This is a genomic window from Kitasatospora sp. NPDC048365 (genome assembly GCF_043200835.1).
Taxonomy (GTDB): domain Bacteria; phylum Actinomycetota; class Actinomycetes; order Streptomycetales; family Streptomycetaceae; genus Kitasatospora; species Kitasatospora terrestris.
Window position 1 is genome coordinate 96184 of sequence record NZ_JBICYJ010000009.1, and the last position, 23412, is coordinate 119595.

Annotated in this window: 13 protein-coding genes; 10 read left to right on the forward strand and 3 right to left on the reverse strand. The window is 73.8% G+C overall.

The genetic code is table 11. The annotated features are described in order from the left end of the window. Positions 1 to 7: 7 nt before the first annotated feature. The 7 genes from ACGFX4_RS11650 to ACGFX4_RS11680 all read left to right on the forward strand — a co-directional run bounded on the left by ACGFX4_RS11650 (position 8) and on the right by ACGFX4_RS11680 (position 15161). Positions 8 to 7204: an amino acid adenylation domain-containing protein gene (locus ACGFX4_RS11650; RefSeq protein WP_393072126.1), complete on the forward strand. Its 7197-nt coding sequence runs from the start codon at positions 8 to 10 to the stop codon at positions 7202 to 7204. Further along, positions 7201 to 8433 (forward strand): cytochrome P450, encoded by a 1233-nt coding sequence (locus ACGFX4_RS11655; protein ID WP_393072128.1) that lies wholly within the window; start codon positions 7201 to 7203, stop codon positions 8431 to 8433. The genes ACGFX4_RS11650 and ACGFX4_RS11655 overlap by 4 nt, the downstream gene beginning before the upstream one ends. A gap of 66 nt (positions 8434 to 8499) precedes the next feature. Next, complete coding sequence (locus ACGFX4_RS11660; protein WP_393072130.1) at positions 8500 to 9750, forward strand: MFS transporter; 1251 nt, start codon at positions 8500 to 8502, stop codon at positions 9748 to 9750. A 96-nt stretch (positions 9751 to 9846) separates the two neighbouring features. Next, the gene (locus ACGFX4_RS11665; RefSeq protein WP_393072132.1) at positions 9847 to 11403 is read left to right on the forward strand and encodes an SMI1/KNR4 family protein; all 1557 of its coding nucleotides are present in this window, start codon (positions 9847 to 9849) and stop codon (positions 11401 to 11403) included. Between the two features lie 915 nt (positions 11404 to 12318). Further along, positions 12319 to 12822, forward strand: coding sequence for a F0F1 ATP synthase subunit B (locus tag ACGFX4_RS11670; protein ID WP_393072134.1), 504 nt, complete (start codon positions 12319 to 12321; stop codon positions 12820 to 12822). A 508-nt stretch (positions 12823 to 13330) separates the two neighbouring features. Continuing rightward, positions 13331 to 14482 carry a hypothetical protein gene (locus ACGFX4_RS11675; protein ID WP_393072136.1) on the forward strand — a complete coding sequence of 384 codons (1152 nt, stop codon included), beginning with the start codon at positions 13331 to 13333 and terminating at the stop codon, positions 14480 to 14482. A 76-nt stretch (positions 14483 to 14558) separates the two neighbouring features. After that, on the forward strand, positions 14559 to 15161 hold the full coding sequence (locus ACGFX4_RS11680) for a disulfide bond formation protein DsbA (protein ID WP_393072138.1): 603 nt from the start codon (positions 14559 to 14561) through the stop codon (positions 15159 to 15161). Between the two features lie 656 nt (positions 15162 to 15817). Here ACGFX4_RS11680 and ACGFX4_RS11685 read toward each other — a convergent pair. Further along, positions 15818 to 16801 carry a LysR family transcriptional regulator gene (locus tag ACGFX4_RS11685; protein ID WP_393072140.1) on the reverse strand — a complete coding sequence of 328 codons (984 nt, stop codon included), beginning with the start codon at positions 16799 to 16801 and terminating at the stop codon, positions 15818 to 15820. Between the two features lie 217 nt (positions 16802 to 17018). Here ACGFX4_RS11685 and snpA point away from each other — a divergent pair, with 217 nt between their 5' ends. Together snpA and ACGFX4_RS11695 are read left to right on the forward strand one after the other, a co-directional pair. After that, positions 17019 to 17645, forward strand: a complete 627-nt coding sequence (snpA, locus tag ACGFX4_RS11690; RefSeq protein WP_393072142.1) for a snapalysin — start codon at positions 17019 to 17021, stop codon at positions 17643 to 17645. Positions 17646 to 17968: 323 nt separating this feature from the next. Continuing rightward, positions 17969 to 18289: a hypothetical protein gene (locus tag ACGFX4_RS11695; RefSeq protein ID WP_393072144.1), complete on the forward strand. Its 321-nt coding sequence runs from the start codon at positions 17969 to 17971 to the stop codon at positions 18287 to 18289. Positions 18290 to 18303: 14 nt separating this feature from the next. On the opposite strand, the gene ACGFX4_RS11700 is transcribed toward ACGFX4_RS11695, so the two are convergent. Further along, complete coding sequence (locus ACGFX4_RS11700; RefSeq protein WP_393072146.1) at positions 18304 to 19086, reverse strand: isoprenyl transferase; 783 nt, start codon at positions 19084 to 19086, stop codon at positions 18304 to 18306. 162 nt (positions 19087 to 19248) lie between these two features. On the opposite strand from ACGFX4_RS11700, the gene ACGFX4_RS11705 reads away from it, so the two are divergent. Further along, positions 19249 to 20391, forward strand: a complete 1143-nt coding sequence (locus tag ACGFX4_RS11705) for a hypothetical protein (RefSeq protein ID WP_393072148.1) — start codon at positions 19249 to 19251, stop codon at positions 20389 to 20391. Between the two features lie 7 nt (positions 20392 to 20398). Here ACGFX4_RS11705 and ACGFX4_RS11710 read toward each other — a convergent pair whose 3' ends face one another. Next, on the reverse strand, positions 20399 to 23308 hold the full coding sequence (locus tag ACGFX4_RS11710; protein ID WP_393072150.1) for an AAA family ATPase: 2910 nt from the start codon (positions 23306 to 23308) through the stop codon (positions 20399 to 20401). Positions 23309 to 23412: the final 104 nt, after the last annotated feature.

Below are 23412 nucleotides of genomic sequence, written 5' to 3' on the forward strand. Positions count from 1 at the left end.
TGACGACATGACCACTTCCGAGATCACGCCCGAACGGGGCGCCCGGGCCACCCTGTCGCCCGCCGCCCGCAAGCTCCTGGAGCAGCGCCTGCGCGGCCTGACCGCCGCCGCCGCGCCCGCCGGGATTCCGCGGCTCGACCCGCGCCCCGAGCGCGTCCCGCTGTCCGCCGCCCAGCAGCGGCTGTACTTCCTCGACCAGCTCGCCCCCGGCACCGCCACCTACCTGATGCCCGCCGCCTGGCGGCTCACCGGCCCGCTCGACACCGCCGCGCTGGCCGGCGCGGTCACCGACCTGGTGGCCCGGCACGAGCAGCTGCGGGTGACCTTCCCGGCCGTCGACGGCGTGCCCGCCCAGCTGGTCCACCCGGCCGGCGCGGCGCTCACCGTGCTCGACCTGCCGGCCGGTGCCGACCTCGCCGGGACCGTCCGCGAGCTGGCCGTCCGCCCGTTCGACCTGGCCGGCGAGACCGCCTTCCGGGCCGCCCTGGTCCGGGCCGGCGCGGACGACCACGTGCTGGTGCTCGCCATGCACCACATCGTCTCCGACGGCTGGTCGCTCGACCTGCTGGTCCGCGACCTGCGCGAGCTGTACCGGGCGCGCAGCGAGGCCACCGCCGCCGTGCTGCCCGAGCTGCCGATCGACTACACCGACTACGCGGTCTGGCAGCGCGCCGCCGACGAGTCCGCGGACCTGGAGTACTGGCGGGGCCGGCTGACCGGCCTCACCCCGCTGGAGCTGCCCACCGACCGGGCCCGCCCGGCCGTGCCGAGCGGCGTCGGCGCCGTGCACCGCACCGACCTGCCCGCCGAACTCTGCTCCGCCGTCACCGGGTTGGAGACCACGCCGTACATGACGGTGATGGCCGCCTTCCAGGCCGCGCTGGCCTTCCACAGCGGCCAGGACGACATCGCGATCGGCACCGTGGTGGCCAACCGCGAGCGGGCCGAGACCGAGCAGCTGGCCGGCTTCTTCGTCAACACCCTGGTGATGCGCGCCGACCTGTCCGACGACCCGACCCCGCGCGGCCTGCTGGCCCGCACCCGGGAGCACGTCCTGGGCGCCCTGGCCCACCAGGGCCTGCCGTTCGAGCGCGTGGTGGACGAGCTCAGCCCCGAGCGCGACCTGGCCCGCAACCCGCTCTTCGAGGTGCTGTTCACCCACGCCGCCGTCGGGCGCGGCGGCTTCGCGCTCGGCGCCGCCGAGGCGACCGCCTTCCCGATCGCGCTGACCACCGCCAAGTTCGACCTCCAGCTGGAACTGCGCGAGGACGAGGGCCGCCTCACCCTGCTGTACGTCTACCGGCCGGAGCTCTTCGACGCCCCGACGATCGCCCGGCTCGCCGAGCACACCACCGCCCTGCTCACCGCCTTCACCGCCGCCCCGGACGCGCCGCTGTCCACCGTCGACCCGCTGACCGCCGCCGAGCGCGCCCTGCTGCTGGGCCCCGACGGCCCGGCCAACACGAACGCCGCGACGGACACCGAGCCGCGCACCGCCGCCGCCCGCCTGGCCGAGCAGATCGCCCGCACCCCGCACGCGGTCGCCGTCAGCGGCGGCGGCCGCACCCTCACCTATGCCGAACTCGACTCCGCCGCCTCCGCGTTGGCCGCCCGGCTGCGCGCCCGCGGGGTCGGCCGCGAGGACCTGGTCGGCGTCTGCCTCGACCGCGGCGTCGACCTCGCGGTCGCCCTGCTCGGCGTCTGGCGCGCCGGCGCCGCGTACCTGCCGCTGGACCCCGCGCACCCCAGGGCCCGCCGCGAGTACACCGTCACCGACGCGGGCGTGACCTGGGTGGTGGTCGACGACACCGGCGCCGCCGCCGTCGAGGGCCTGCCGGTCTCCACCCTCGCGCTGACCGACGAGGAGCAGGTCGAGCCCGGCCCGGACGCCGCTCCCGCCCCCGGCGACCTGGCGTACGTCATCTACACCTCCGGTTCCACCGGCAACCCCAAGGGCGTCGAGCTCACCCACGCCAACCTGGCCTGGCTGCTGGCCGCCGCCGACCACCACTTCGACTTCGGCCCCGCCGACGTGTGGACCCTGGTGCACTCCCCGGCGTTCGACTTCTCGGTCTGGGAGCTGTGGGGCCCGCTGACCAGCGGCGGCCGGGTGGTGGTGCTCACCTCCGACGAGGTCCGCGACCCCGCCGCGATCGAGCGCGTCCTGCGCGAGGAACGGGTGACCGTCCTCAACCAGACCCCGGCCGCGTTCAAGGGCCTGCGCGCCCACCTCGCCCAGCAGGGCACCGACTTCGCCGACCTGGCGCTGCGCACCGTGGTCTTCGGCGGCGACGCCTTCGACGTCCGCGACTACACCGACTGGTTCGCCGCGCCCGCGGGCAAGCCCGCGCTGGTCAACATGTACGGCATCACCGAGACCACCGTGCACGTCACCTACCGGCTGATCACCGCCGCCGACGTGGCCGCCGGCGTCCGCTCGCCGATCGGCCGCCCGCTGGCCGGCCAGCACGGCTACGTCCTCGACCGGCACGGCCGGCTCGTCCCGCCGGGCACTGTCGGCGAACTGTACGTGGCCGGCGGGGGAGTGGCCCGCGGCTACCGCAACCGCCCCGACCTGACCGCCGAGCGCTTCCCGGTGCAGCCGCTGGGCGGCCGGACGTACCGCACCGGCGACCTGGTCCGGGTCGAGCCGGACGGCGAACTCTCCTACGTCGGCCGCGCCGACCACCAGGTGAAGATCCGCGGCTACCGGATCGAGCCCGGCGAGATCGAGACCGCGCTGCGCGCCCTGTCCGGCGTCCGCGACGCCGCCGTGGTCGCCCGCACCGAGGGCGCCGGCACCGCCCGCCTGGTCGCCCACCTGGTGCTCAGCGAGGGCCGCCCGCTGGACGCCGCCGAGCTGCGCGACCGGCTGCGACTCACCCTGCCCGAGTACATGGTGCCCGCGCTGTTCGTCCGCCACCCGAAGCTGCCGATCACCGCCAACGGCAAGGTCGACCGCAAGGCGCTCACCCGGGTCGCCGGCACCGACACCGCCGCCACCGGCTACGAGCCGCCGGCCGGTGCCACCGAGATCGCGCTCGCCCGGATCTGGGCCGAGGTGCTGGGCACCGAACGGGTCAGCCGCACCGCCAACTTCTTCGACCTCGGCGGCGACTCCATCCTCGCGCTGCGGGTGGTGGGCCTGGCCCGCACCGCCCACCTGGCGATCACCGTCGCCGACCTGTTCCGCTCCCGCAGCCTCGGCGACCTCGCCCAGTACGCCACCGAGGCCACCGACGCGCCCGCGCCGGTCGTCCCGTTCTCCCAGCTCGACCCGGCCGACGCCGCGCGCCTGCCGCAGGGCCTGGAGGACGCCTACCCGCTGACCATGCTGCAGGCCGGCATGCTGCACGAGATGCTCGCCGACCCGCGGCGCGGCGCGTACCACAACGTCACCGACCTGAAGATCTCCGTCCCCGAGGGCTTCGACCTGACGGCCTTCCAGGCAGCCGTGGACGCGGTGCTGCGCGCCCACCCGATCCTGCGCTCCTCGATCGACCTGGTGAACTACCGCGAGCCGCTGCAGCTGGTCCACCGCGAGGCGTCCTGCCCGCTCGGCTACACCGACCTGCGCGGCCTGCCCCGCGAGACCCAGCGGACGATGCTCCGCGGCTACGTGGACTCCGAGTTCGACCACCGCTTCGACCTGGCGGCCGCCCCGCTGATCCGGATCCACCTGCACCACCTCACCGACACCGACCTGCGCCTGGTCCTCACCGACTGCCACGTGGTGCTCGACGGCTGGAGCCTCACCTCGCTGATCGCCGACCTGCTCGACCTGCACCGCCAGGCCGTCGCACAGCGCCGCGCCCCCGAGCTGCCGCCCGCCCCGCCGTTCGCCGAGTACGTGGCGCTGGAGCGGGCCGCCCTCAACAGCCCCGAGGCGCTGGACTACTGGCGCGGAGCGCTGTCCGAGCTGCGCCCGGTCCGCTTCCCCCGCCGCGGCGCCGCCATCGAGGGCACCCCGGTCTACGAGGCGCGCCGCGCCTACCCGGCCGAGCCGATCGGGCGCCTCGCCCAGCTGGCCGGCGTGCCGCGCCGCACCGTGCTGGTCGCCGCCTTCCACCACACCATGAGCCTGTTCGCCGAGCGCGACGCCGACGCGGCCGGCCACTCGATCGGCCTGGTCACCAACGGCCGCCCCGAGGTGCCGGGCGCCGACCGGATGCGCGGACTGTTCCTGAACACCGTGCCGTTCGGCGTGGCCCGCCCGAGCGGCAGCTGGCTGGACTACCTGCGCGAGGTGTTCGCCGCCGAGCAGGAGATGCTGCCGCACCGCCGGATGCCGATGGCGAAGATGGCCGCGCTGCGCCCCGGCGAGCCCAACCTGGTCGAGGCGATCTTCAACTTCGTCAACTTCCACCGCCTCTCCCACGACACCTGGGACGAGTCGCTGGAGATCGCCCGCACCATGTTCCCGCTGCTGGTCAACGCCAGCGTCAACAGCTTCACCCTGGACGCCGACCCCGAGTACGTCTCCCCGGCCACCGCCGAGCAGCTCGCCGACGTGTTCTGCGGCGTGATCGCCGCCATGGTCGAGCACCCCGAGCACCCGGTCACCCGGCCCGCGCTCACCGGCGAGGCCCGCACCACCGCCCTGAAGGAGTGGGGCAGCGGACCGGAGCTCGCCACCGACCCGACCATGTTCCACCAGCGGATCGCCGCGCACGCCGCCGCCACCCCCGACGCGGTCGCCGTCGAGCACGGCGACCGGCGCCTGACCTACGCCGAGCTGGACGGCCAGGCTTCGCTGCTCGCCGCCCGCCTGCGCGCCCTCGGCGTCGGCCCGGAGACCGTGGTCGGCATCTGCGTGGACCGCGGCCCGGACTGGGTGCGCGCCGCGTACGGCGTGCTCAAGTCCGGCGGCGCCTTCGTCCCGCTCGACCCGCAGCACCCCACCGAGCGCCTGGCGTTCATGGCCTCCGACAGCGGCATGCGGGTGCTGCTCACCCAGACCCCGCTGGCCGGCGCCGTCCCCTTCGACGGCCCGACCCTGCACCTCGACGACCCGCAGCTGTGGACCGGGAGCGTCGAGCCGGTGCCCGGGCCCGGCCCGGACCAGGACACCCTGGCGTACATCATCTACACCTCCGGCTCCACCGGCACCCCCAAGGGCGTGGCCGTCCCGCAGCGCGGCCTGACCAACATGCTGGAGGGCCAGCGCGACCTGGTGACGCCCACCGCCGACGAGCGGGTGCTGCAGTTCGCCTCCTTCGGCTTCGACGCCTCGATCCTCGAACTCACCTGGTCGCTCGGCAACGGCGGCCGCCTGGTCACCGCCCCCAAGGACGCGCTGCGCCCCGGCCCCGACCTGGCCGCCACCCTGACCGATCACGGCGTGACCGCCGCGATGCTGCCGCCCAGCGCCCTCGCCGTGCTCGGCGAGGACCGCTTCCCGGCCCTGCGGGTGCTCCAGGTCGCCGGCGAGGCCTGCCCGGCCGAACTCGCCGACACCTGGTCGCGCGGCCGCCGCTTCCACAACGTGTACGGCCTCACCGAGACCTCCGTCTGGTCGGTCGCCGCCGAACTCGCCCCCGGCCAGGGGCGCCCGCCGATCGGCCGGCCGATCCGCAACACCACCCTGCTGGTGCTCGACGACGACCTGCAGCCCGTCCCGGTCGGCGTCCCCGGCGAGCTGTGCATCGGCGGCGAGGCCGTCGGCCGCGGCTACCTCGGCCGGCCGGCGCTCACCGCCGCCACCTACGTGCCCGACCCGCACGGCGCCCCCGGCTCCCGGATCTGCCGCACCGGCGACCTCGGCACCCACCGCCCCGACGGCAACGCCGAATGGCTCGGCCGCAAGGACACCCAGGTCAAGCTGCGCGGCTTCCGGATCGAACTCGGCGAGATCGAGCACAAGTTGCGCGCCCTCCCGGAGACCGGCCAGGCCGTCGTGCTGCACCGCACCGACCTGCCCGGCGGCGAGCCCGCCCTGGTCGCGTACGTGGTCCCGGCCGCCGGGGAGCGCTCCGTCGAGCACTACACCCGGGCGCTGCGCGCCACCATGCCCGCGTACATGGTCCCGGCCCGGTTCGTCTTCCTGGACGAGATGCCGGTCAACCGCAGCGGCAAGATCGACAAGCGGGCGCTGCCGCTGCCCTCCGCCGACCGCGACCACGCCACCGCGTACACCGCGCCGGGCAGCGCCGCCGAGAAGGTGCTCGCCGAGATCTGGCGCGAGGTGCTGGGCCTGTCCCTGGTCGGCGTGCACGACGACTTCTTCCGGATCGGCGGCAGCTCGCTCTCCACCGTCCGGGTCTCCGCGATGGCCGCCGAACGCGGCCTCACGGTCACCGTCCGGGACCTGATCGAATGCCCGACCATCGCCCAACTCGCCGAGCGCGCAGTGGAGTTCTCCGACGGCTCGGAGCCGACCGCGATCACCTCCGAGGTCCGGCTGCGCACCGGCGAGGGCGCCCCGCTGTGGTGCGTCCACCCCAGCGGCGGCAGCGCCGCCTGGTTCGTCCCGCTGGTCCGCGAACTGCGGCCCGGCCGCCCGGTGCACGCCTTCCAGGCCCGCGGCCTGCTCGGCGGCGTCGACCCCTCCACCATCACCGGCATCGCCGCCAACTACACCGCCGAACTCGCCGACCACGGCTCGACCGGCCCGCACGAGCTGCTCGGCTGGTCCATGGGCGCCAACATCGCCCTGGAGATGGCCACCCAGCTGCACGAGGCCGGCCACACCGTCGACCCGCTGGTCCTGGTCGAGCCCTACCTGCCCAACCCGGCCGCCGCCGCCCGACTGGCCGCCGTCGGCCGCGAGATGCGCGAGGCCATGGTGCTCCGCGACCGGCTGCGCACCCTCCCCGAAGGACCCGAACACGACCGCACCGCAGCCGAGTTGACCGCCCAGCTGCTCGGCGCCGGAATGAGCCCGAGCGAGGCCGCGCTGGTCGGCAACGCCCCGATCGAGGTCTGGCACTCGCTGCTCACCGCCCTCGCCGACTACCGGGTCCGCCCCTACCCCGGCCACATCCACCTGGTCGTCGGCACCCTCGCCGCCGGACTCCCGGCCGGCGAGCCGATGCCCGGACTCGACGTCGACTTCGAGACCTACGTCGCCCGCTGGCGCGAACTCGCCCAGGACGGACTGACCCTGCACATCAGCGAGGGCGACCACCTGTCCATGCTCGCCGACCCGCTGGTGGGCCACCTCGCCCGCCTGGTCGACACGATCGCCACGGAGGCCCGGCGATGACCACGCTCACCGCACCCGCCCGCTTCGACGAGCGCTACCTGCTCGACCCGCAGCTCAACGCCGACCCCTACCCGTACCTCAACGCCCTGCGCGACCACAGCCCGGTGCACTGGAGCCCGATGCACCGCGCCTGGCTGGTCACCGGCTACGACCAGGTGATGCAGTGCCTGCGCGACCCCGCGGTCTCCGCCGACCGGGTCCGCCCGCTGATGGACGCCGTCCCGCAGGGCGCCCGCGACGACGCCGAACGGGCCTTCGGCATCCTCTCCCGCTGGATGGTCTTCAACGACGCCCCCGACCACCGCCGGCTGCGCCAGGTCTTCCAGGAGCAGTTCGCCGCCCGCGCGATCGCCCGCTACCGCACCTTCACCGAACGGGCCACCGGCGCCATGCTCACCCGCAAGGCCGCCCCCGGCCGCGGCGGCGACCTGTGGACCGACATCGCCAAGCCGCTCCCCGCCCTGGTCTTCTCCCGCTGGCTCGGCGTCAACGCCGCCCACGGGCCGTCCTTCTGGTACTGGAACGCCAAGGTCGCCGACCTGGTCCTCGGCACCGCCCAGGACGAGGCCGAGTACCGCACCTCGCTCCAGTCGCTGTGCAGCCTGGAGGACTACCTCGGCGACCTGGTCGCCGAACGCACCGCCGACCCCAAGGACGACCTGATCAGCTCCGTGCTGGCCGGCGGCCGGATCGGCGACACGGTGAGCGTCGAGGAGTTCACCGGCATGCTCACCCAGATGGCCTTCGCCGGCGGCGAGACCACCAGCAACCTGATCGCCAACACCGTCCTGGCCCTGCTCCGCGACCCCGCGCTGATGGCCGAGGTCCGCAACGACCCCGCGCTGGTCGGCCCCGCGGTGGAGGAGACGCTGCGCCTCGACGGCCCGTCCAAGATGTCCATCCGCAGCGCCGCCCGCGACTTCGAGCTCGACGGGCGGACCGTACGGGCCGGCGACCGGATCTTCCTGGTCACCGCCGCCGCCAACCGCGACCCCGGCCGCTTCCCCGACCCCGACCGGTACGACCTGCACCGCGAGGGCTCCACCCACCTCGGCTTCGGCTTCGGCGCGCACTTCTGCATCGGCGCCGCCCTCGCCCGGCTGGTGGCTGGCGTGGTGGTCTCCGTCCTGGTCCGCGACTACCCCGCGCTCACCCTCGACACCCCGCACCTCGGCTGGCAGAACTCCCTGCTCAACCGCAGCCTCACCGCCCTCCCGGTCCGCTACTGACCGCACCGCCACGGGCGGGCCCCCATCCCGGGGGCCCGCCCCCTTCCCGTACGGAAAGGACCGACGATGGCGACCACCACCGTCACCGCACCCGCGCCGCCCCGCCTGTGGAGCCCCGCCCGCAACCGCAACTTCCGGCTGCTGTGGGCCGGCCAGTCGCTCTCCCTGCTCGGCGACGGCTTCAGCGTCATCGCCTTCTCCTGGATCACCCTCTCGCTCACCCACTCCACCCTCAACCTCGGCTACGTCCTCACCTTCCAGGCCGTCCCGCGCGCCCTGCTCACCCTGGTCGGCGGCTCGCTCGGCGACCGCTGGTCGCCCCGCGCCCTGATGGTCGCCTCCAGCTGGGCCCGGGCCGGCCTGATGGCTGCCGTCGGCGTCGCCGGACTCACCGGCTCGCTCACCGTCTGGCTGCTGTGCGCCGCCGCGGCCGCCTTCGGCACCGTGGACGCCTTCTTCCAGCCCGCCCGGGTCTCCGTCCTGCCCTCGGTCGTCGACAAGGAGGTCCTCACCCAGGCCAACGCCCTGCTCGGCACCGGCACCCGGATCTCCGCCGTCCTCGGCCCGGCGGTCGGCGGCCTGGTCGTCGCGCTCTCCGACGCCCCCGTCGCCTTCCTGGTCGACGGCGTCTGCTTCGCGCTCTGCGGCCTGTGCGTCTCGCTCATCCCCGCCGCCGCGCGCAAGCCCGCCGCCGGTGGCGGCACGTCCGACGGACCGTCGCTCGGCGCCCGGATCCGCGAGGGCATCCGCTACACCTGGGACGACCCGCGGCTGCGCACCGTCGTCCTCCTCGACACCGCCGTCAACTTCTGTTACGCGGGCCCGTTCACCGTCGGCTTCGCCACCCTCGCCAACTCCGCGCTGCACGGCGGCTCCACCACCCTCGGCCTGCTCAACGGCGCGCTGGCCGGCGGCGCCATGCTCGGCACCCTGGTCGGCGGCCTGCTCGGCGGACGCCCCCGGGTCGGCCTGCTGGTCGCCGCGCTGGCCGGCTGGCTCGCCGTCGGCATGGGCACCCTCGGCCTGCTCGCCAACACCCCGGCCGCCGTGCTCACCGTCCTCGCCATGGGCTTCGGCATCGGCTTCCAGGGCGTCTTCGGCCTCAGCTGGATCCAGCGCAACATCCCCAAGGACATCCTCAGCCGCGTCATCTCGGTCGACATGGTCCTCGGCTACGCCGCCGCCCCGCTCTCCCTGATCACCTGCGGTGCGCTCGCCAAGGTCTCCACCGCCGCGATGTTCACCTTCACCGCCGCGGTCCTCGCCGTCACCGCGCTGGTCGTGCTCTCCTCCCGCCCGGTCCGCGAGATGTCCTGAGCCGTCCTCAGCCGTCCTCAGCCGTCCTGAGCCGTCCTGAGCTGTCCGACCCGGGTGCGATGATCCTCGCGATCAGCACCAGGGGAGGGGAGACCGATGACCGGACAGGTGGAGCAGGCAGCCCGGCGGGTCGTCGAGCGCATCGTCGAGACCGCGCCGGAGGGCTGGACGGAGTCGCTGCTGACCGGCCGTGACACCGGCCACGGGCTGCGGGCCCGCAGCAGCTACACCTTCCCGCCCGCCCCGGCACGCCCGCGCGGACACCGTGAACCGGGGCGGCCGCACGGCCTGGACGAGGTCGGCGAGCTGGTCGCGGCGGTCCGGGCCGCCCGGGGCTGGCAGCGGGTCGACCTGGAGATCCGCTGCCGCCCCACCGGCGCGTACACGGTGACCGCCACCGACCTCGGGGCGTACCCGCCCACCGCCGCTTCGGCCGTCCCCGACCCGGCGTACCGGCCGGTCCCGCCCGGCCTCGCCCAGGAGGCGGGCACCGCGCCGCCCGCCGGCGACCCCGCGCTCGCGGTGGAGCGGCTGCACGCCTTCCTCCGCCGCCGCGACGAACTCCTCGGCGCTCCCACCGAGTTGCCGCCGCCCGCCGGCGAAGCCGAGCTGGCCGCCGCCGAGCAGCGCCTGGGCGTCGCCCTGCCCGCCGACCTGCGCGCGCTCTACCTGGCGGCCGACGGGGACGGGGACACCGGCCTGTTCAACGGCGACACCTGGCTGCCGCTCGCCGAGCTGGTCCGGGCCCACGGCGTGCTCGGCGAGGACGGCGGCCCACCGGAGTGGAACTCCGTCCTCCTCGAACCCGAACCGTTCGGCACCGTCCGCCGGCTCCTCGCCCACCCGGGGTGGCTGCCGTTCGCCACCTCCGCCGACGGCAACTACCTGGCGGTCGACCTGGCGCCCGCCGTGCACGGCCGCCCCGGCCAGGTGCTGGAGATCGGCCGCGACTTCACCGACGGCCCCGCGTACGCGGCCGAGTCGGTGACCGCCCTCCTCGGCCGCTACCTCGGCCTGCTCGACGACGGCGCCTACGACGTGGTGGACGAGGAGTACGTCGAGCTCCACGACCTCGACGGCCGCGGTTGGAACGCCGAACTGCTCGAGAACGACCTGCCCGACCGCATCCCGACCGGCACCCAGGCGGTCCACCTGCACGGCCCCGGCCCCGCGGACCTCACCCGCCTCGCCGACGTGCCCGTACGGAAGCTGTACCTGAAGACCTCCGCGCCCGCCGACCTCGCACCACTGCGCGAGGCCCCGCTCGAAGACCTCACCGCCGCCGTGCAGCCGGACGGCCTCGCCGCCCTCACCGGGCACCCGACCCTCGCCACCCTCACCCTGACCTGCACCGGCCCACTGGACCTCGCCCCGCTGCGCACCCTGCCCGCCCTGCGCGGCCTCGACCTGTCCCGCGCGGAGCCCGCCGACCCGACGGTCCTCGCCGACCTTCCCGGCCTGCGCCACCTCGCCCTGACCCGCGCCCAGTGGGCCGCGCTCGCCGCCGCCGACGCCGTACCCGAACACCTCGCCACCGCCCGCCGCACCGACGCCGACGACACCACCCCGCTCGCCGACACCGCCCGCTGGGCCGCCGCCCTCGGCCTGCCCGTCCCGCCCCCGCTCGGCCTCCACGGCACCGTCTCCGGCTGAGCTTGTCCTACCTTTCAAGCGGGTCGGATCTGATCATTCGTAGGATCAGGGACGCCCAGGGGTTCCGGGTATGGCTGTGAGCTTGTCGCCGCCTGATGGCTCAAAGAACTTGGCCGCCCGGAGCCCCGCGACGACTCGACCGCTAATCGGGATAGGCGACTTGATCGCTTCGTAGGACTGACCGACGCCGCCAAGGAACTGAGCCGGGTCCTCGTCCTCAGAAGCCGGACCCGAGTTGCTTGCTCGGACGGCACCCGGAACTCGTCTCTCAGGGCGGTGACGACTGAACCGAGGTCGGCGGCCTGGAGCGAGTGATTTTGCTGACGGGCCGTTCGGCTCCGCGGGAGAGTGGGAGACGGGTCGGCGTCGGCGACCCGGGCCTCTCCCGGGGACGGTCACCACGGTGACCGTGAGAACGATCAGTCCCGAGGGCTTCGCGGGAGGCCGGTTGGCGGGACCGGCGGGATCGGCGGGACTGGCGGCGGGTGATGCGCCTGGTCGTGAGGGTGATCGCGGCCCAGGTGAGTACCTGTTTCCGATCCTCAAAGTTGCAGGTCAACCCATGGATGCCTGAAATGGGCGGCTTGTGGAAGCGTTCGGCGAACGGAACTGCTGGGGCAGGTGGGGCGAGCGGACGGTCTCCGGGGAGAGCTTCAACAGGTAGTGAGTAGCGTGGGACGGCGTGCCGCCGGTCGAGGCCCTGCTGGTCGAATGGCCTCCCGGCGCGAGCACGCCCACCGACTACCCTTCTACTTCTCCCGCATCGACGTCTGGGACGTCGCGCGACACCTGCCCGAGGTGCTGGAGTCCGAGGAGTGGCAGGCCCGGACGGGTCGCCCGGCGGGGTGCCGTCGGCTGACGCGGATACGGTCAACTATTCGAATTTTGCAGGATGTTGGAGGGTAGAACGGAAGCATGGACCCTCTGAAGACCATTGTTGAGTTCACTGCTGAAGCCGTCGTGGGCCTGTCCTGCTTCCTGCTGGTGTTCCTGGTCCTCGGCCGCGGGCTGCTGCCCCGGGTGGAACAGATCCTCGCGGAGCGGCGGGACGCCACCGAAGGGCGGCTGGCCCGGGCAGAACAGACCGCCGCCGAGGCCGAACGGGCGCTCGCCGCACGGCGGGAGGAGTTGTCGGCCGCCCGTCTGGAGGCCGCCGCGATCTTGCAGGCCGCCGCCGCGGAAGGCGCCGGGCTGCTCGTCGCCGCCCGCGCCGAGGGGCAGCGCCAGCGTGCGGCGCTGGTCGCCGACGGGCGCGCCCGGATAGACCTCGACCGGGAGCTGGCCCGAGTCGAACTGCAGGGCTGGATAGGAGAACTGTCCGTCGACCTGGCCGGCCGAGTGATCGGCGAGCCGCTGCACGAGTTCACCGCCCGCCAGGGCACCGTGGAGCGCTTCCTCGACGAGCTGACCGCCGACTAGCGACCTCGTGGATGGCTACTGACCTTGAAAGCGTGATGCCGGCCTGCCGGAGGTGACCTCGGTGGCCTGGCTTGGGCCCGCTCGGCGGCGTTGGCGTTGTCCATAGGGTTGAGCCGTCGGCCCTCCCTGTTCATGCTCCGGGTGGGCGAGCTCAGTAGCCTGGTATCAGGTGAGCCCAGGGCAAGTTGGTGGCCACCAACTTGAGAACGATCAAGGCTGAGCTGGTCCGCCGACCAAGGTTCGCCGGCCCCCGGGTGGAGCTCTCCCCGGAGACCGCCCGGCTCGCCCCACCTACCCCAGCAGTTCCGTCTGCCGAACGGTCACCTTGACCGTTCGGCGAACGCTTCCACAAACCGCCCATTTCGGGCATCCATAGGTGACCTGCAACTTTGAGGATCGGAAACAGGTGCTGGCCGCACCTCGCCGACCGCGCGCCGCGTTCAGCGCCGCCGAGCGACGTGCGACCCCGAACGGTCGGACCGGGACGGGCTACCGCTAGGGTCGCCCGATGACGTTCACCGCCGTCCTGGTCAATGCCACCGTGGTCGCCGGAGTGCCCGCCGGGCTGCTGCTCGGGCTGCCGCTGCTGCGCCGCCCGGCACCGCCCCGGGCGGGCCGCACGGTGGCGCCGGAACTCGTCCTGCTCGCGGTGACCGCGCTGATCTACCTCAACCAACTGCTCTGCGCGGCCTACCTGCTGCGGGTCCACGGCGGGGACGCCGGCTTCGTCACCCGGTACCTGCCGCCCGGCTGGTTCGCCCAGCCGACCGGCAACCCGCTGGTCCGGGCCCTCGCCGACCACCTGCCCGCGCCGGCCCTGTTCGCGCCGACCGTGCTGCGCGTCCAGGCCTTCCTGGAGCTGCCGTTCGTCCTGTTCGCGTACGCCACCGTGCTGCGCCGGCTCAGCCCCGCCCGTTACCGGACGGTCCTCGGCTCCGGCCCACTGGTCCGGTCGACCGCCCTCGCGTACACGGTCGTCTTCGGCGTCGTCGAGTGGGGCCTGTACAACCCGTGGACCGTCCAGGACCTGCTCCTCCGTACGGCCTCCGCCCTCGTCACCGCGCCCGCCCTGATCGCGCTCGCCCGGCGCGAACCCGGCCCCGACCGTCGGCCCGGCACCCTCGGCCTGCTGCGCTTCACCGCCTCGCTCTGGGCGGTCGGACAGCTGGTCATGGTGGTCTACGACACCGCCCTGCTCTACAACATCGGCCACCTGGGCGGCCGTTGGCCGGAGCTGCTGCTCGCCGTGCTGGTCCTGGCGGCCACCGCCCGGTGGCGCACGCCCGAACCCGCCGACGGCGCGAGCACCCTCGCCCTCCAGGAGGTGCTGCGCCGCTTCCTGGTGCTCTTCCTCGTCCCGGCCCTGGCGATCCGCTACGGCGTGGAGTTCGGCATGCCCGTGCTGTCCGTGCTCGGCGCCCTGCTGGTGACCGCGGTGGCACTGTGGACCCGGCCGGTGCGCGCCGCGCTCCTCCCCCTGCTCCTCGCCGGCGCGTGCGGCCTGCTCGCCGCGTACCTCGCCGCGAAGGCGCTCACCGACACCTACTACGAGAGCGGCCTGCTGCGCGCGATGGCCGCGCTCCTCGTCACCGCCACCCTGGCCTGCGCCGCGGCCGACCGCCTCGCCGCCCGCCGCCGGGCCGCCGTCCGCGCGGCGTGACCACCCGTCATGGCCCACGGAACCCGCGCCCGATTGGACCAGTCGAACACCTGGCCGATCGCCTAGCGTCGGACGGGTGACCACAGTCGACTTCTACTTCGACCCGATCTGCCCGTTCGCCTGGATCACCTCGCGGTGGATCCTGGAGGTCGAGCAGCACCGCGAACTCGACCTGAACTTCCGGGTGATGAGCCTGTCCGTGCTCAACGAGGGCCGCGAGGACCTGCCCGAACGCTACCGCCGCCTGCTCGACACCGGCTGGGGCCCGGTCCGGGTCTGCATCGCCGCCGCCCAGCACCACGGCGACGGCGTCCTGCGCGAGCTGTACACCGCCCTCGGCACCCGCCTGCACAACCAGGACCGGGCCGCCGACGACACCCTGATCCGCGAAGCCCTCACCGCCGTCGGCCTGCCCGCCGACCTCGCCGACGCCGCCCGCACCACCGACTACGACGACGCCCTGCGCAAGAGCCACCACGAGGGCATGGACCCGGTCGGCGAGGAGGTCGGCACCCCCACCATCCACATCGACGGCACCGCCTTCTTCGGCCCCGTCCTCACCGCGATACCCCGCGGCGAGGAAGCCGTCCGCGTCTTCGACGGCGTCCGCCTGCTGGCCGGCTACCCGAACTTCTTCGAACTCAAGCGCACCCGAACCGGAGGCCTGGACTTCAGTTAGGTGTACTGAACTGCAGGTTCTCCGTTGCGATTGCGGTGCTCGACGTGTCCCCCAGCCTGGCTCTGTCCCCCGTGGCCACCGCCGCAGTCCTCGCAGGCTCCTCCGATACCGTCGCACTTGTAGCAGAGCACGAAGCCGGGCGTGACGGTCTCCGGCGCCCGGACCGGCTCCGGCCACCTGAACTCCTCCGCCTGTTGCAGGGCCACGCCCGGGGCCGCCCCCTGTAGAGCACGCTCGATCCGCCGTCGCCCGACCGCACCTCGATCCGGACACCACCGGGGTGGAGGGCGGTGACGACATACCTGCGCGCCGGACCGCCGCTTCCCTCCGCCGGCCCGGCAACCTCCCAGCCGGCCGCGTTGAGCGGCCCGGCCCCCGGGCCAAAACGTCGGCGGCGCCGACCCCTCGGCCCGCTCCGGGAGGAACACGGTCGAGCAGCCGTAGGCCGGGGGCTCGTGCCAGTCGACGACCTCCGGCTCGTCGAGGGAGAACAGAGCGAGGTCGTCGCCGGGGGTCAGCTCCTCCGCCAGTCCGACGAGCTGCGCCCGCAGGACCTGCCCGTACCGCTCCGACACTTCGCGTGCACCCGGAACTTCTCCATGGAATGGCTCCTTCCCCGGCCGACCGGGCGAATCCCGCGCGGGCGGGACGGGACGTCAGAGCGGCGGTACGGCGGGGGCGAGGAGGGTGCGCAGGGAGCGGTTGTGGCGGCGGAGCCAGGCGCGGTAGGCGGGGTTGGCGCCGGCGAGGTCGAGGTAGGCGTGGCGCAGGTCGGTCCACAGGCCGTCGAGGGCGGGGCCGCCGACGGCGCCGGGTCGCCAGGTGAGCAGCAGCCGGACGGCGAGCGGGTCGCCGTGGACGGGGCGCAGGACGGTGCCGGGGCCGGGCGGCGAGGTGGGCTGGCAGGGGCGGACGGCCTCGCCGGAGGCGACGAGTTCGGCGGCGGTGGCGTTGTCCCGGACCTGGACGACGCGCGGGTCGAGCCCGGCCTCGGTGAAGACCCGGCGCAGCGCGGCGTACTCGTGGTCGGCGGTCGGGTCGACCATCCAGGTGTCGTGGGCGAGGTCGGCGAGGCTGACGACCGGGCGGCCGGCGGCGGGGTGGGTCTCGGCGAGGGCGACGAACTGCGGCTCGCGGGCGACCAGGACGCGCTGCTCGGTGCCGGCCGGGACGCGCAGCGGGAAGCCCTCGCTCTCGTGGACGAAGGCGATGTCGAGCTGTTCGGCGGCGACGAGTTGGAGCAGGGCGATCGCCGAGATGTCGATGTGGATGGTGGTGTCGGTCTCCGGGAGCCGGTCGTGGATGCGGCGCAGCCAGGCGGCGACGGCCCGGCTGCCGACGCTGCCGATCCGCAGCCGTCGGCGGCCGGGTCCGGCGGCCTCGGCGCGGGCGGCGGCGACGAGGGCGTCCATCTCGCTGATCACGGGTCTGGCCCGGGAGAGCACCGAGTGGCCGAGGACGGTGGGGCGGCTGCCGGTCTGTTCGCGGGTGAACAGCCGTCCGCCGATGGTCCGTTCGATCCGGTGCAGCTGGGTGGTGAGCGACGGTTGGGTCATGCCGAGCCGACGGGCGGCCTTCCGGACGCTGCCGGTGTCCGCGATCGCGCACAGCACCCGCAGGTGTCGGACGTCGAGCTCCACGACGGGAGCATAACGGGGCGTCCACGATCTGCCAAGGGCATGTCAAGCAATGCCAAGGAAGTGTCAAACTCCGTTCACTGCAGGGGTATTGCACCGAGCTATCGCCGGTTGCCATCTCCGCGCCCCGTCCGCCCTGCCCCAAGCTCGGTGCAACAACTTGTCACCGTGTCCCGGACAGCCTCCCCACGGCCCCGGGACCCGCGAATGGAGTCCCCACATGAACCGCTCCATGACCGTGCTCGCCGCTGCCCTCGGACTGGTCCTCGCGGCCGGAACCGCCGCCGTACCCGCCGCCGCGGCCACCACCCAGGGCTACACCCCCTCCGCCGGCATCGCCGCCAACTCCACGGAGGACGCCAACAACAAGGCGTTCTACGAGGCCGTGATGAAGTCGGCGAAGGCCAAGCAGGCCGCCAACCCCTTCCTGCTGGCCGTCACCGTCACCTACGACGCCAGCAGCGCGCCGAGCTTCCGCACCGTCATCTCCCAGAGCGCGCAGATCTGGAACAGCTCGGTCACCAAGGTCCAGCTCCGCTCCGGCACCAACGCCGACTTCCGCTACTACGAGGGCAACGACTCCCGCGGCTCCTACGCCTCCACCGACGGCCACGGCCGCGGCTACATCTTCCTCGACTACGCGCAGAACCGGCAGTACAACTCGCTGCGCGTCACCGCGCACGAGACCGGCCACGTGCTCGGCCTGCCCGACCACTACTCCGGCCCGTGCAGCGAGCTGATGTCCGGCGGCGGCCCCGGCACCTCCTGCACCAACCCGTACCCGAACACCACCGAGCGGAACCGGGTCAACAACCTCTGGGTGAACGGCTTCGCCATCGCCGGCTGACCCCACCCACCCAGGACGCCGGCCCCGCCCCCGAGCCGGGCCGGCCGTCCGACCCCCGCACCCACCACCCGACCCCCGCCGACCACCCCGGACGGCGGGGGTCCTGCGCTCTCCCCGGACTGCCCGCCACGGGAACGGGTACGGTCCCGTCCGTAGGTCCGCGCGGGAGACCCCTGGGGGAACCGGCAATGAGGGCAAGGCTCGTGGTCCCGGCTGTTCCCGCACTCCTGGGCCTGGTGCTCGCGGGTTGTACGAGTTCCGGCGATCCCTCCCCGCCTTCGCCGCCTCCCTCCGCGACGCCGGCTCCTCACCCGTCGGAGCCCGTGCACGTCGAGATCCCCGCCCTCACCCCGGCCGAGCCGGGGAGGAAGACGGTCGTCACCGTTCCGGTCCGGGAGGGCGGCTCCACCGTCGGGTCGTACGCGCTGGCCGCGGGCGAGGTGGTCGTCGTCGTGGTGTGCAGCGACGGTGACCTGGTCGTCCGGCTGGAGCCGGCGTCGGTCTCCACGGTGATCTGTCCTCCGGGGACGGTGACGCCGGTGCGCAACGTCTTCCGGCTCTTGGCGCCGCAGGACGTCGACGTCCGGGTGGAGGCCCCGGCCGGGGCGCGGTGGACGCTGAGGATCGAGCAGCCGGACCGGTAGCGGCGGGGGCGCGGTCAGCGGCCGTAGCGGCGTTCGCGTTGGCCGAAGGAGCGGAGGGCCCGCAGGAGGTCGACGCGGCGGAAGGCGGGCCAGTAGACGTCGACCCAGTACATCTCGGCGTACGCGGACTGCCAGAGCAGGAAGCCGGACAGCCGCTGCTCGCCGGAGGTGCGGATGATCAGGTCGGCCTGGTCGGAGGCGTCGGAGTAGAGGTTGGCGCTGATGTGCTCGACGTCGAGGGTGTCGGCGAGGTCGGCGGGGTCGCCGCCGGCGGCGATGTGGTGGCGGAGGGCGGCGCGGACGGCGTCGACGATCTCGCGGCGCCCGCCGTAGCCGACGGCGACGTCGACGCGCAGGCCGTCGCGGTCGGTGGTGCTCGCGGCGTCCTGCTTCATGGCGGCGGCGAGGTCGCCGGGGAGCAGGTCGAGGGAGCCGATCAGGTGGACGCGCCAGGGGCGGCCGGGGAGGGCGAGGCCGGCGACGGTGTCCTGGATGATGCCGAGGAGGGGGACGAGCTGTTCGGCGGGGCGGCCGAGGTTGTCGTCGGAGAGCATGAAGAGGGTGACGTGTTCGACGCCGGCGTCCGCGCACCAGGTGAGGAACTCCTCGACCTTGGCGCCGCCGACCCGGTAGCCCTCGACCACGTCGCGGTGGCCGGCGGCCCTGGCCCAGCGCCGGTTGCCGTCGAGCATGATGCCGACGTTCTTGGGGCGGGGCAGCCCGTCGAGGCCGCGGATGACCCGCCGCTCGTACACCGGTAGCAGCAGGTTGCGCGCCCACGCGGGAAGCAGCGGCATTGTCCCTCCAGGAACGGTCCGGGATCACCAGGAGGGGCCGACCCTACCAATTCGCCGGCCCACCGGCGTTTCGCGGAAGGGAAGTTCACCTCTCCGGGCGAGGCGCTAGGGTGGCAGCCCGACGGGGGCATTCGCCGACGAACCGCCTGGGAGAACTCCACCATGACCACTGCCCCGATCGAAGGTGTCGACGCCGACGGCAACGAGACCGACGGCGACGACACCGACCGGGAGGCCGTCGAGCACGAGCAGGCCGAGATACGGGAGTTCGTCAAGCGGCTGAGCGCGGACGACATCCGGTCCGGCAACTGGTTCACCAAGCTGGTGGCGCAGGCGCTGAGCGCCTACACCCGGAAGGTGAACTGGCAGTACTTCCAGGAGCGGTACGCGGGCGTCCCGGCGGATGTGATCGTCGATCAGCGGATCAAGATGGCGGCCCGGTACGCCGCGATCGAGGGCGGGCTCTCCGCGGGGGCGTACACGGCGGCGGTCGCGGCCACGATCGGGAGTCTCGGCGGCGCCTCGCCGGCGACGGTCCCGGCCGCGGTGGCGACGCTGATGGTCGATGTCGCGTACATCAGCCAGCTGCAGCTCCGCCTGGCCCATGACATCGCGGTCCTGTACCGGGTTCCGCCGGACCTCGACGACCCCGAGGACCTGTGGAAGATGCTGCGCGTCGCCTTCACGATCAAGAGCGGGGAGGCGGCCCGCACGGGCGTGATCAAGTTCGTTCCGGGCCTGACCCGGCAGGTGATCAAGCGTTTCTACGCGAAGTCCGCGCTGTCGGCGGCGAAGGGGCTGCCGTACGTCGGGAAGTACCTGCTGCAGCGCAGCGTCATCAAGGTGGGCATCCCGCTGGTCGGCGTTCCGCTCTCGGTCATCCTGAACCGCTGGACGACCCTGCTCGCGGGGCGGCACGCGCAGGCCGTCTTCCGGAACGAGGCGCGGGTGGTCGAGCTCGCGGAGCGGCTGACCGCCCGGACCGAGCACCCGAACGCGATGCTGTGGGTGGCGTGGCTGGTCATCGCGGCGGACCGGGAGAAGTCCGACAACGAGGCGCTGCTGATGCGGCACCTGGTGCGGCTGGCCCGGGAGCGGCACGGGGTGGTGGACGAGGGACTCGCAAACCTGGTGGACCTCGATCCCGCCGACGTGTGGCACCGGTTGGACGCCGAGGCGGGGGATCTCGGCCACCTCCTGGACGTGGCCCAGCAGGTGGCCGAGGTGGACGGCCCGGCCGGCAAGCGCGAGCAGGCCGTGATCGCCGAGCTCCGTGAGTGGCTCGGCCTCCGGGCGACGCGCTGAGGGCGGATCAGCCGCCGAGCGACGCGCTGAGGGCGCAGAGGGCGGCCCGGTTGGCGACGCCGGTCTTGGTGATCAGGGCGGCGATGTGCTTCTCCACGGTGCGCGGCGAGATGTAGAGCCGTTCGGCGATGTCGCGGTTGCCGAGCCGGTCGGCGAGGACGACGAACACCTCGTACTCGCGGACGGTGACGCCCTGGGCCCGCAGCTCCTCGGGGATCCGGCTGGTGCCGGTGCGGTGCTGGTGGACGGGGGCGCCGAGGCGGCGCAGCGCGGCGCGGCAGGCGCCGGTGACGGCGGGTACTTCCTGCTGGTGGAAGTGGTGTTCGGCGCGGCGGAGCCAGGTGACCGGGTCGCCCCAGCCGTCGGTGTGGGCGGCGTCGGCGACCAGACGCAGGCCGAGGTGGAGGGCGGTGGGGTAGGGCTCGGCGAGCCGGAGGGCGGCGTCGACGGCGCCGGCGGCGGCGTCGGGTCTTCCTTCGCGGCCGAGCAGGACGGCGTCGGCGAGCAGGGTGAACTGCCGGTTCCAGCGCATCCGTCCGGAGGCGGTGTCGGTGGTGAGGGCGTGCCGGGCGCGGTCGGCCTCGCCGGAGAGGACGTCGAGCAGCAGCCGCAGGCCGTGCGAGCCGGCCAGGTGGTAGGTGGAGGGGTTGTCGCGCTCGATGTCGGCGAGGATGCGCAGTTCGCGGTCGGCGAGGGCGCGGTCCTCCTCCATCAGGGCGCAGAAGGTGCGGGCGAGGCCGAGGGCGAGGGGTTCCTCCTGGGAGCCGTGGCCGTCCCATTCGGCGAAGGAGGCGAGGGCCTGTTCCATGCCGGTGCGGTCGCCGAGGTGGGCGGCGCAGGTGGCGCGGGCCATCAGGACGTACCGGACGGCGGGGGCCAGGCGCAGGCGGCGGACGGTGGCGAGGCACTCCTCGGCGTTGTCGCGGGCGGTGGTGAACTCGCCGCGCAGCACGGAGTCGAGGATCATGATGCCGTCGATGGTGTAGACGACGGTGGCGGAGCCCAGGCGCAGGGCCTCGTCGCGGGCGCCGAGGAGGCCGTGGCGGTCGCCGTCGAGGAGCCAGGCGTTGCCGCCGATCCGGGTCGCGGCGTACATCCGGCGCAGTGGCAGCTGGTGGCGTTCGGCGGTGGTCATGGCGCGTTCGAGCATGCCGTGGGCCTCGCCGGGGTCGCGTTCGCGGGCGACGGTGGCGAGGAGTTCCCAGGCCTGGCAGGCGACGGTGGGCAGGTCGTGGCGTTCGGCGGCCTCGGCGGCGGAGCGGGCGAGCTTCTCGGCCTGCTGGGTGCGGTCGGCGCCGGGGGTGTCGAGGGCGAGGTAGGCGGCGGCGACGTCGACGGAGGCGGCGACGGCCTCGTCGGGGTCGGGGGCGAGGACTTCGCGGGCCTGGGCGATCTGGCGGTTGCCGTCGGCCCAGCGTCCGGCGGTGTGGGCGACCTTGGCGAGGCGGGTGTGCAGGGCGGCGAGGCGGGCGGAGCCGAGTCCGGCGCCGCCGAGGGCGTGGAGCTGCTCGGCGAGGGCGAACGCCCGGGCGAAGTCGCCGGATTCGGCGAGGGCGGGCAGCAGGGATTCCAGGACCTCGGCGCGCGGGGCGGGGTCGGAGCAGCCGGTGAGCAGGGATTCGGCGCGGTCGAGCAGGGTGACGGCGGAGCCGATGGCGCCGTCGGCGAGGGCCCGGCGTCCGGCCTCGGCGAACAGCCGGCCGGCTTCGGCGTGGTCGCCGGCCTCGGAGCGCAGTTCGGCGACCAGCGGGCACCAGGCGTCGGGGAGTTCGGGGTGGAGCTGCTGGACGGCGTCGGCGGCGCGCCCGGCGAGGTCGGCCCGGGCACCGGGGGTGAGCTGGGTGAACAGCGCCTCCACGGTGAGCGAGTGGCGGAAGGCGTACCAGTCGGGGGAGGGCTCGTCGGGGACGACGAGTTGGGCGGCGACACCGGCGTGCAGGTGGCTGAGCAGGCTGCGGTCGTCGATCCCGGTCATCTTCTGCAGCACGGTGAGCGGGAAGCGGCGGCCGAGCACGGCGGCGGCGGAGAGCAGGGTGAGGCCCTGCGGCCCGAGCCGGTCGATCCGCCGCAGGATGCCGCGGGCGAGGGTGCTGGAGACGTCGGCGCGCAGGTCGCCGACGACCCGCCAGCCGTCCGTGCCCTGGACCAGCGCCCCGCCGCTGATCATCGACTGCAGCAGCTCCTCGACCAGGAAGGGGCTGCCCGCGCTGTCGTCCCAGAGCCGGGCCAGCGCGTCCTCGGGCACCTGCGCCGGCTCGGTGCCGAGCTGGGCGGCGACCATGTCGCGGACCTGCGGCCGGGTCAGCGGCGGCAGGTCGACCATGGCGCCGACGCCGCGCCGCCGGGCGGCGGAGGCGAGGTCGAGGGCGTCGCAGAACTCGGTGCGGATGGTGGCCAGCAGCAGGACGGGCGTGTACTCGAGGTTGTCGACGAGGTACTCGACGACCGCGAGGGTCTCGGGGTCGGCGTCGTGCAGGTCCTCCAGCAGCAGGAGCAGGCCGCGGTCCTTGGCGGCGCCGATGAGCAGGCGCAGCACGGCCTCGCCGAGGATGACCATCGAACTGTTCTCGTGCTCGCCGGTGTTCCAGTCGGGTATGAGCCGGCCGAGCACGGTGCGGTACGGGCCGAGCGCGGAGTCGTCGACGGGTTCGCCGCCGCGGAAGAGCGACATCAGCGCTTCGGTGAGCGGCCGGAACGGGACGGTCGGGCCGGTGGTGGAGCTCCGTCCGCGCAGCACCCGCATGTCGGCGTCGAAGGCGGTGCCGACCGCCTCGGCGGCCAGTCGGGACTTGCCGATTCCCGCCTCGCCGACCAGGAACACCACGCCGCCGCGGCGCTTCCTGGCGTCGGCCAGTGCCCCTTGGAGGTGGCTCAGCTGCAGGTCACGGCCGACCACGTACGGGGCATGGGAACGCATGAGCGCATGCTAGTTGACATTCTTTCGACAGGCCACAAGGCCTTTACGCCAGGTGCTCGTAGGCTTCACATCCGGTCACACCCGGACGTCCGGCGCCGTGTCGG

Excerpts from the sequence above, each read along its gene's own strand:
- ACGFX4_RS11650 (WP_393072126.1), top strand. The coding sequence starts at position 8 with ATGACCACTTCCGAGATCACGCCCGAACGGGGCGCCCGGGCCACCCTG.
- ACGFX4_RS11655 (WP_393072128.1), top strand. The coding sequence starts at position 7,201 with ATGACCACGCTCACCGCACCCGCCCGCTTCGACGAGCGCTACCTGCTC.
- ACGFX4_RS11660 (WP_393072130.1), top strand. The coding sequence starts at position 8,500 with ATGGCGACCACCACCGTCACCGCACCCGCGCCGCCCCGCCTGTGGAGC.
- ACGFX4_RS11665 (WP_393072132.1), top strand. The coding sequence starts at position 9,847 with ATGACCGGACAGGTGGAGCAGGCAGCCCGGCGGGTCGTCGAGCGCATC.
- ACGFX4_RS11670 (WP_393072134.1), top strand. The coding sequence starts at position 12,319 with ATGGACCCTCTGAAGACCATTGTTGAGTTCACTGCTGAAGCCGTCGTG.
- ACGFX4_RS11675 (WP_393072136.1), top strand. The coding sequence starts at position 13,331 with ATGACGTTCACCGCCGTCCTGGTCAATGCCACCGTGGTCGCCGGAGTG.
- snpA (WP_393072142.1), top strand. The coding sequence starts at position 17,019 with ATGAACCGCTCCATGACCGTGCTCGCCGCTGCCCTCGGACTGGTCCTC.
- ACGFX4_RS11700 (WP_393072146.1), bottom strand. The coding sequence starts at position 19,086 with ATGCCGCTGCTTCCCGCGTGGGCGCGCAACCTGCTGCTACCGGTGTAC.
- ACGFX4_RS11705 (WP_393072148.1), top strand. The coding sequence starts at position 19,249 with ATGACCACTGCCCCGATCGAAGGTGTCGACGCCGACGGCAACGAGACC.
- ACGFX4_RS11710 (WP_393072150.1), bottom strand. The coding sequence starts at position 23,308 with ATGCGTTCCCATGCCCCGTACGTGGTCGGCCGTGACCTGCAGCTGAGC.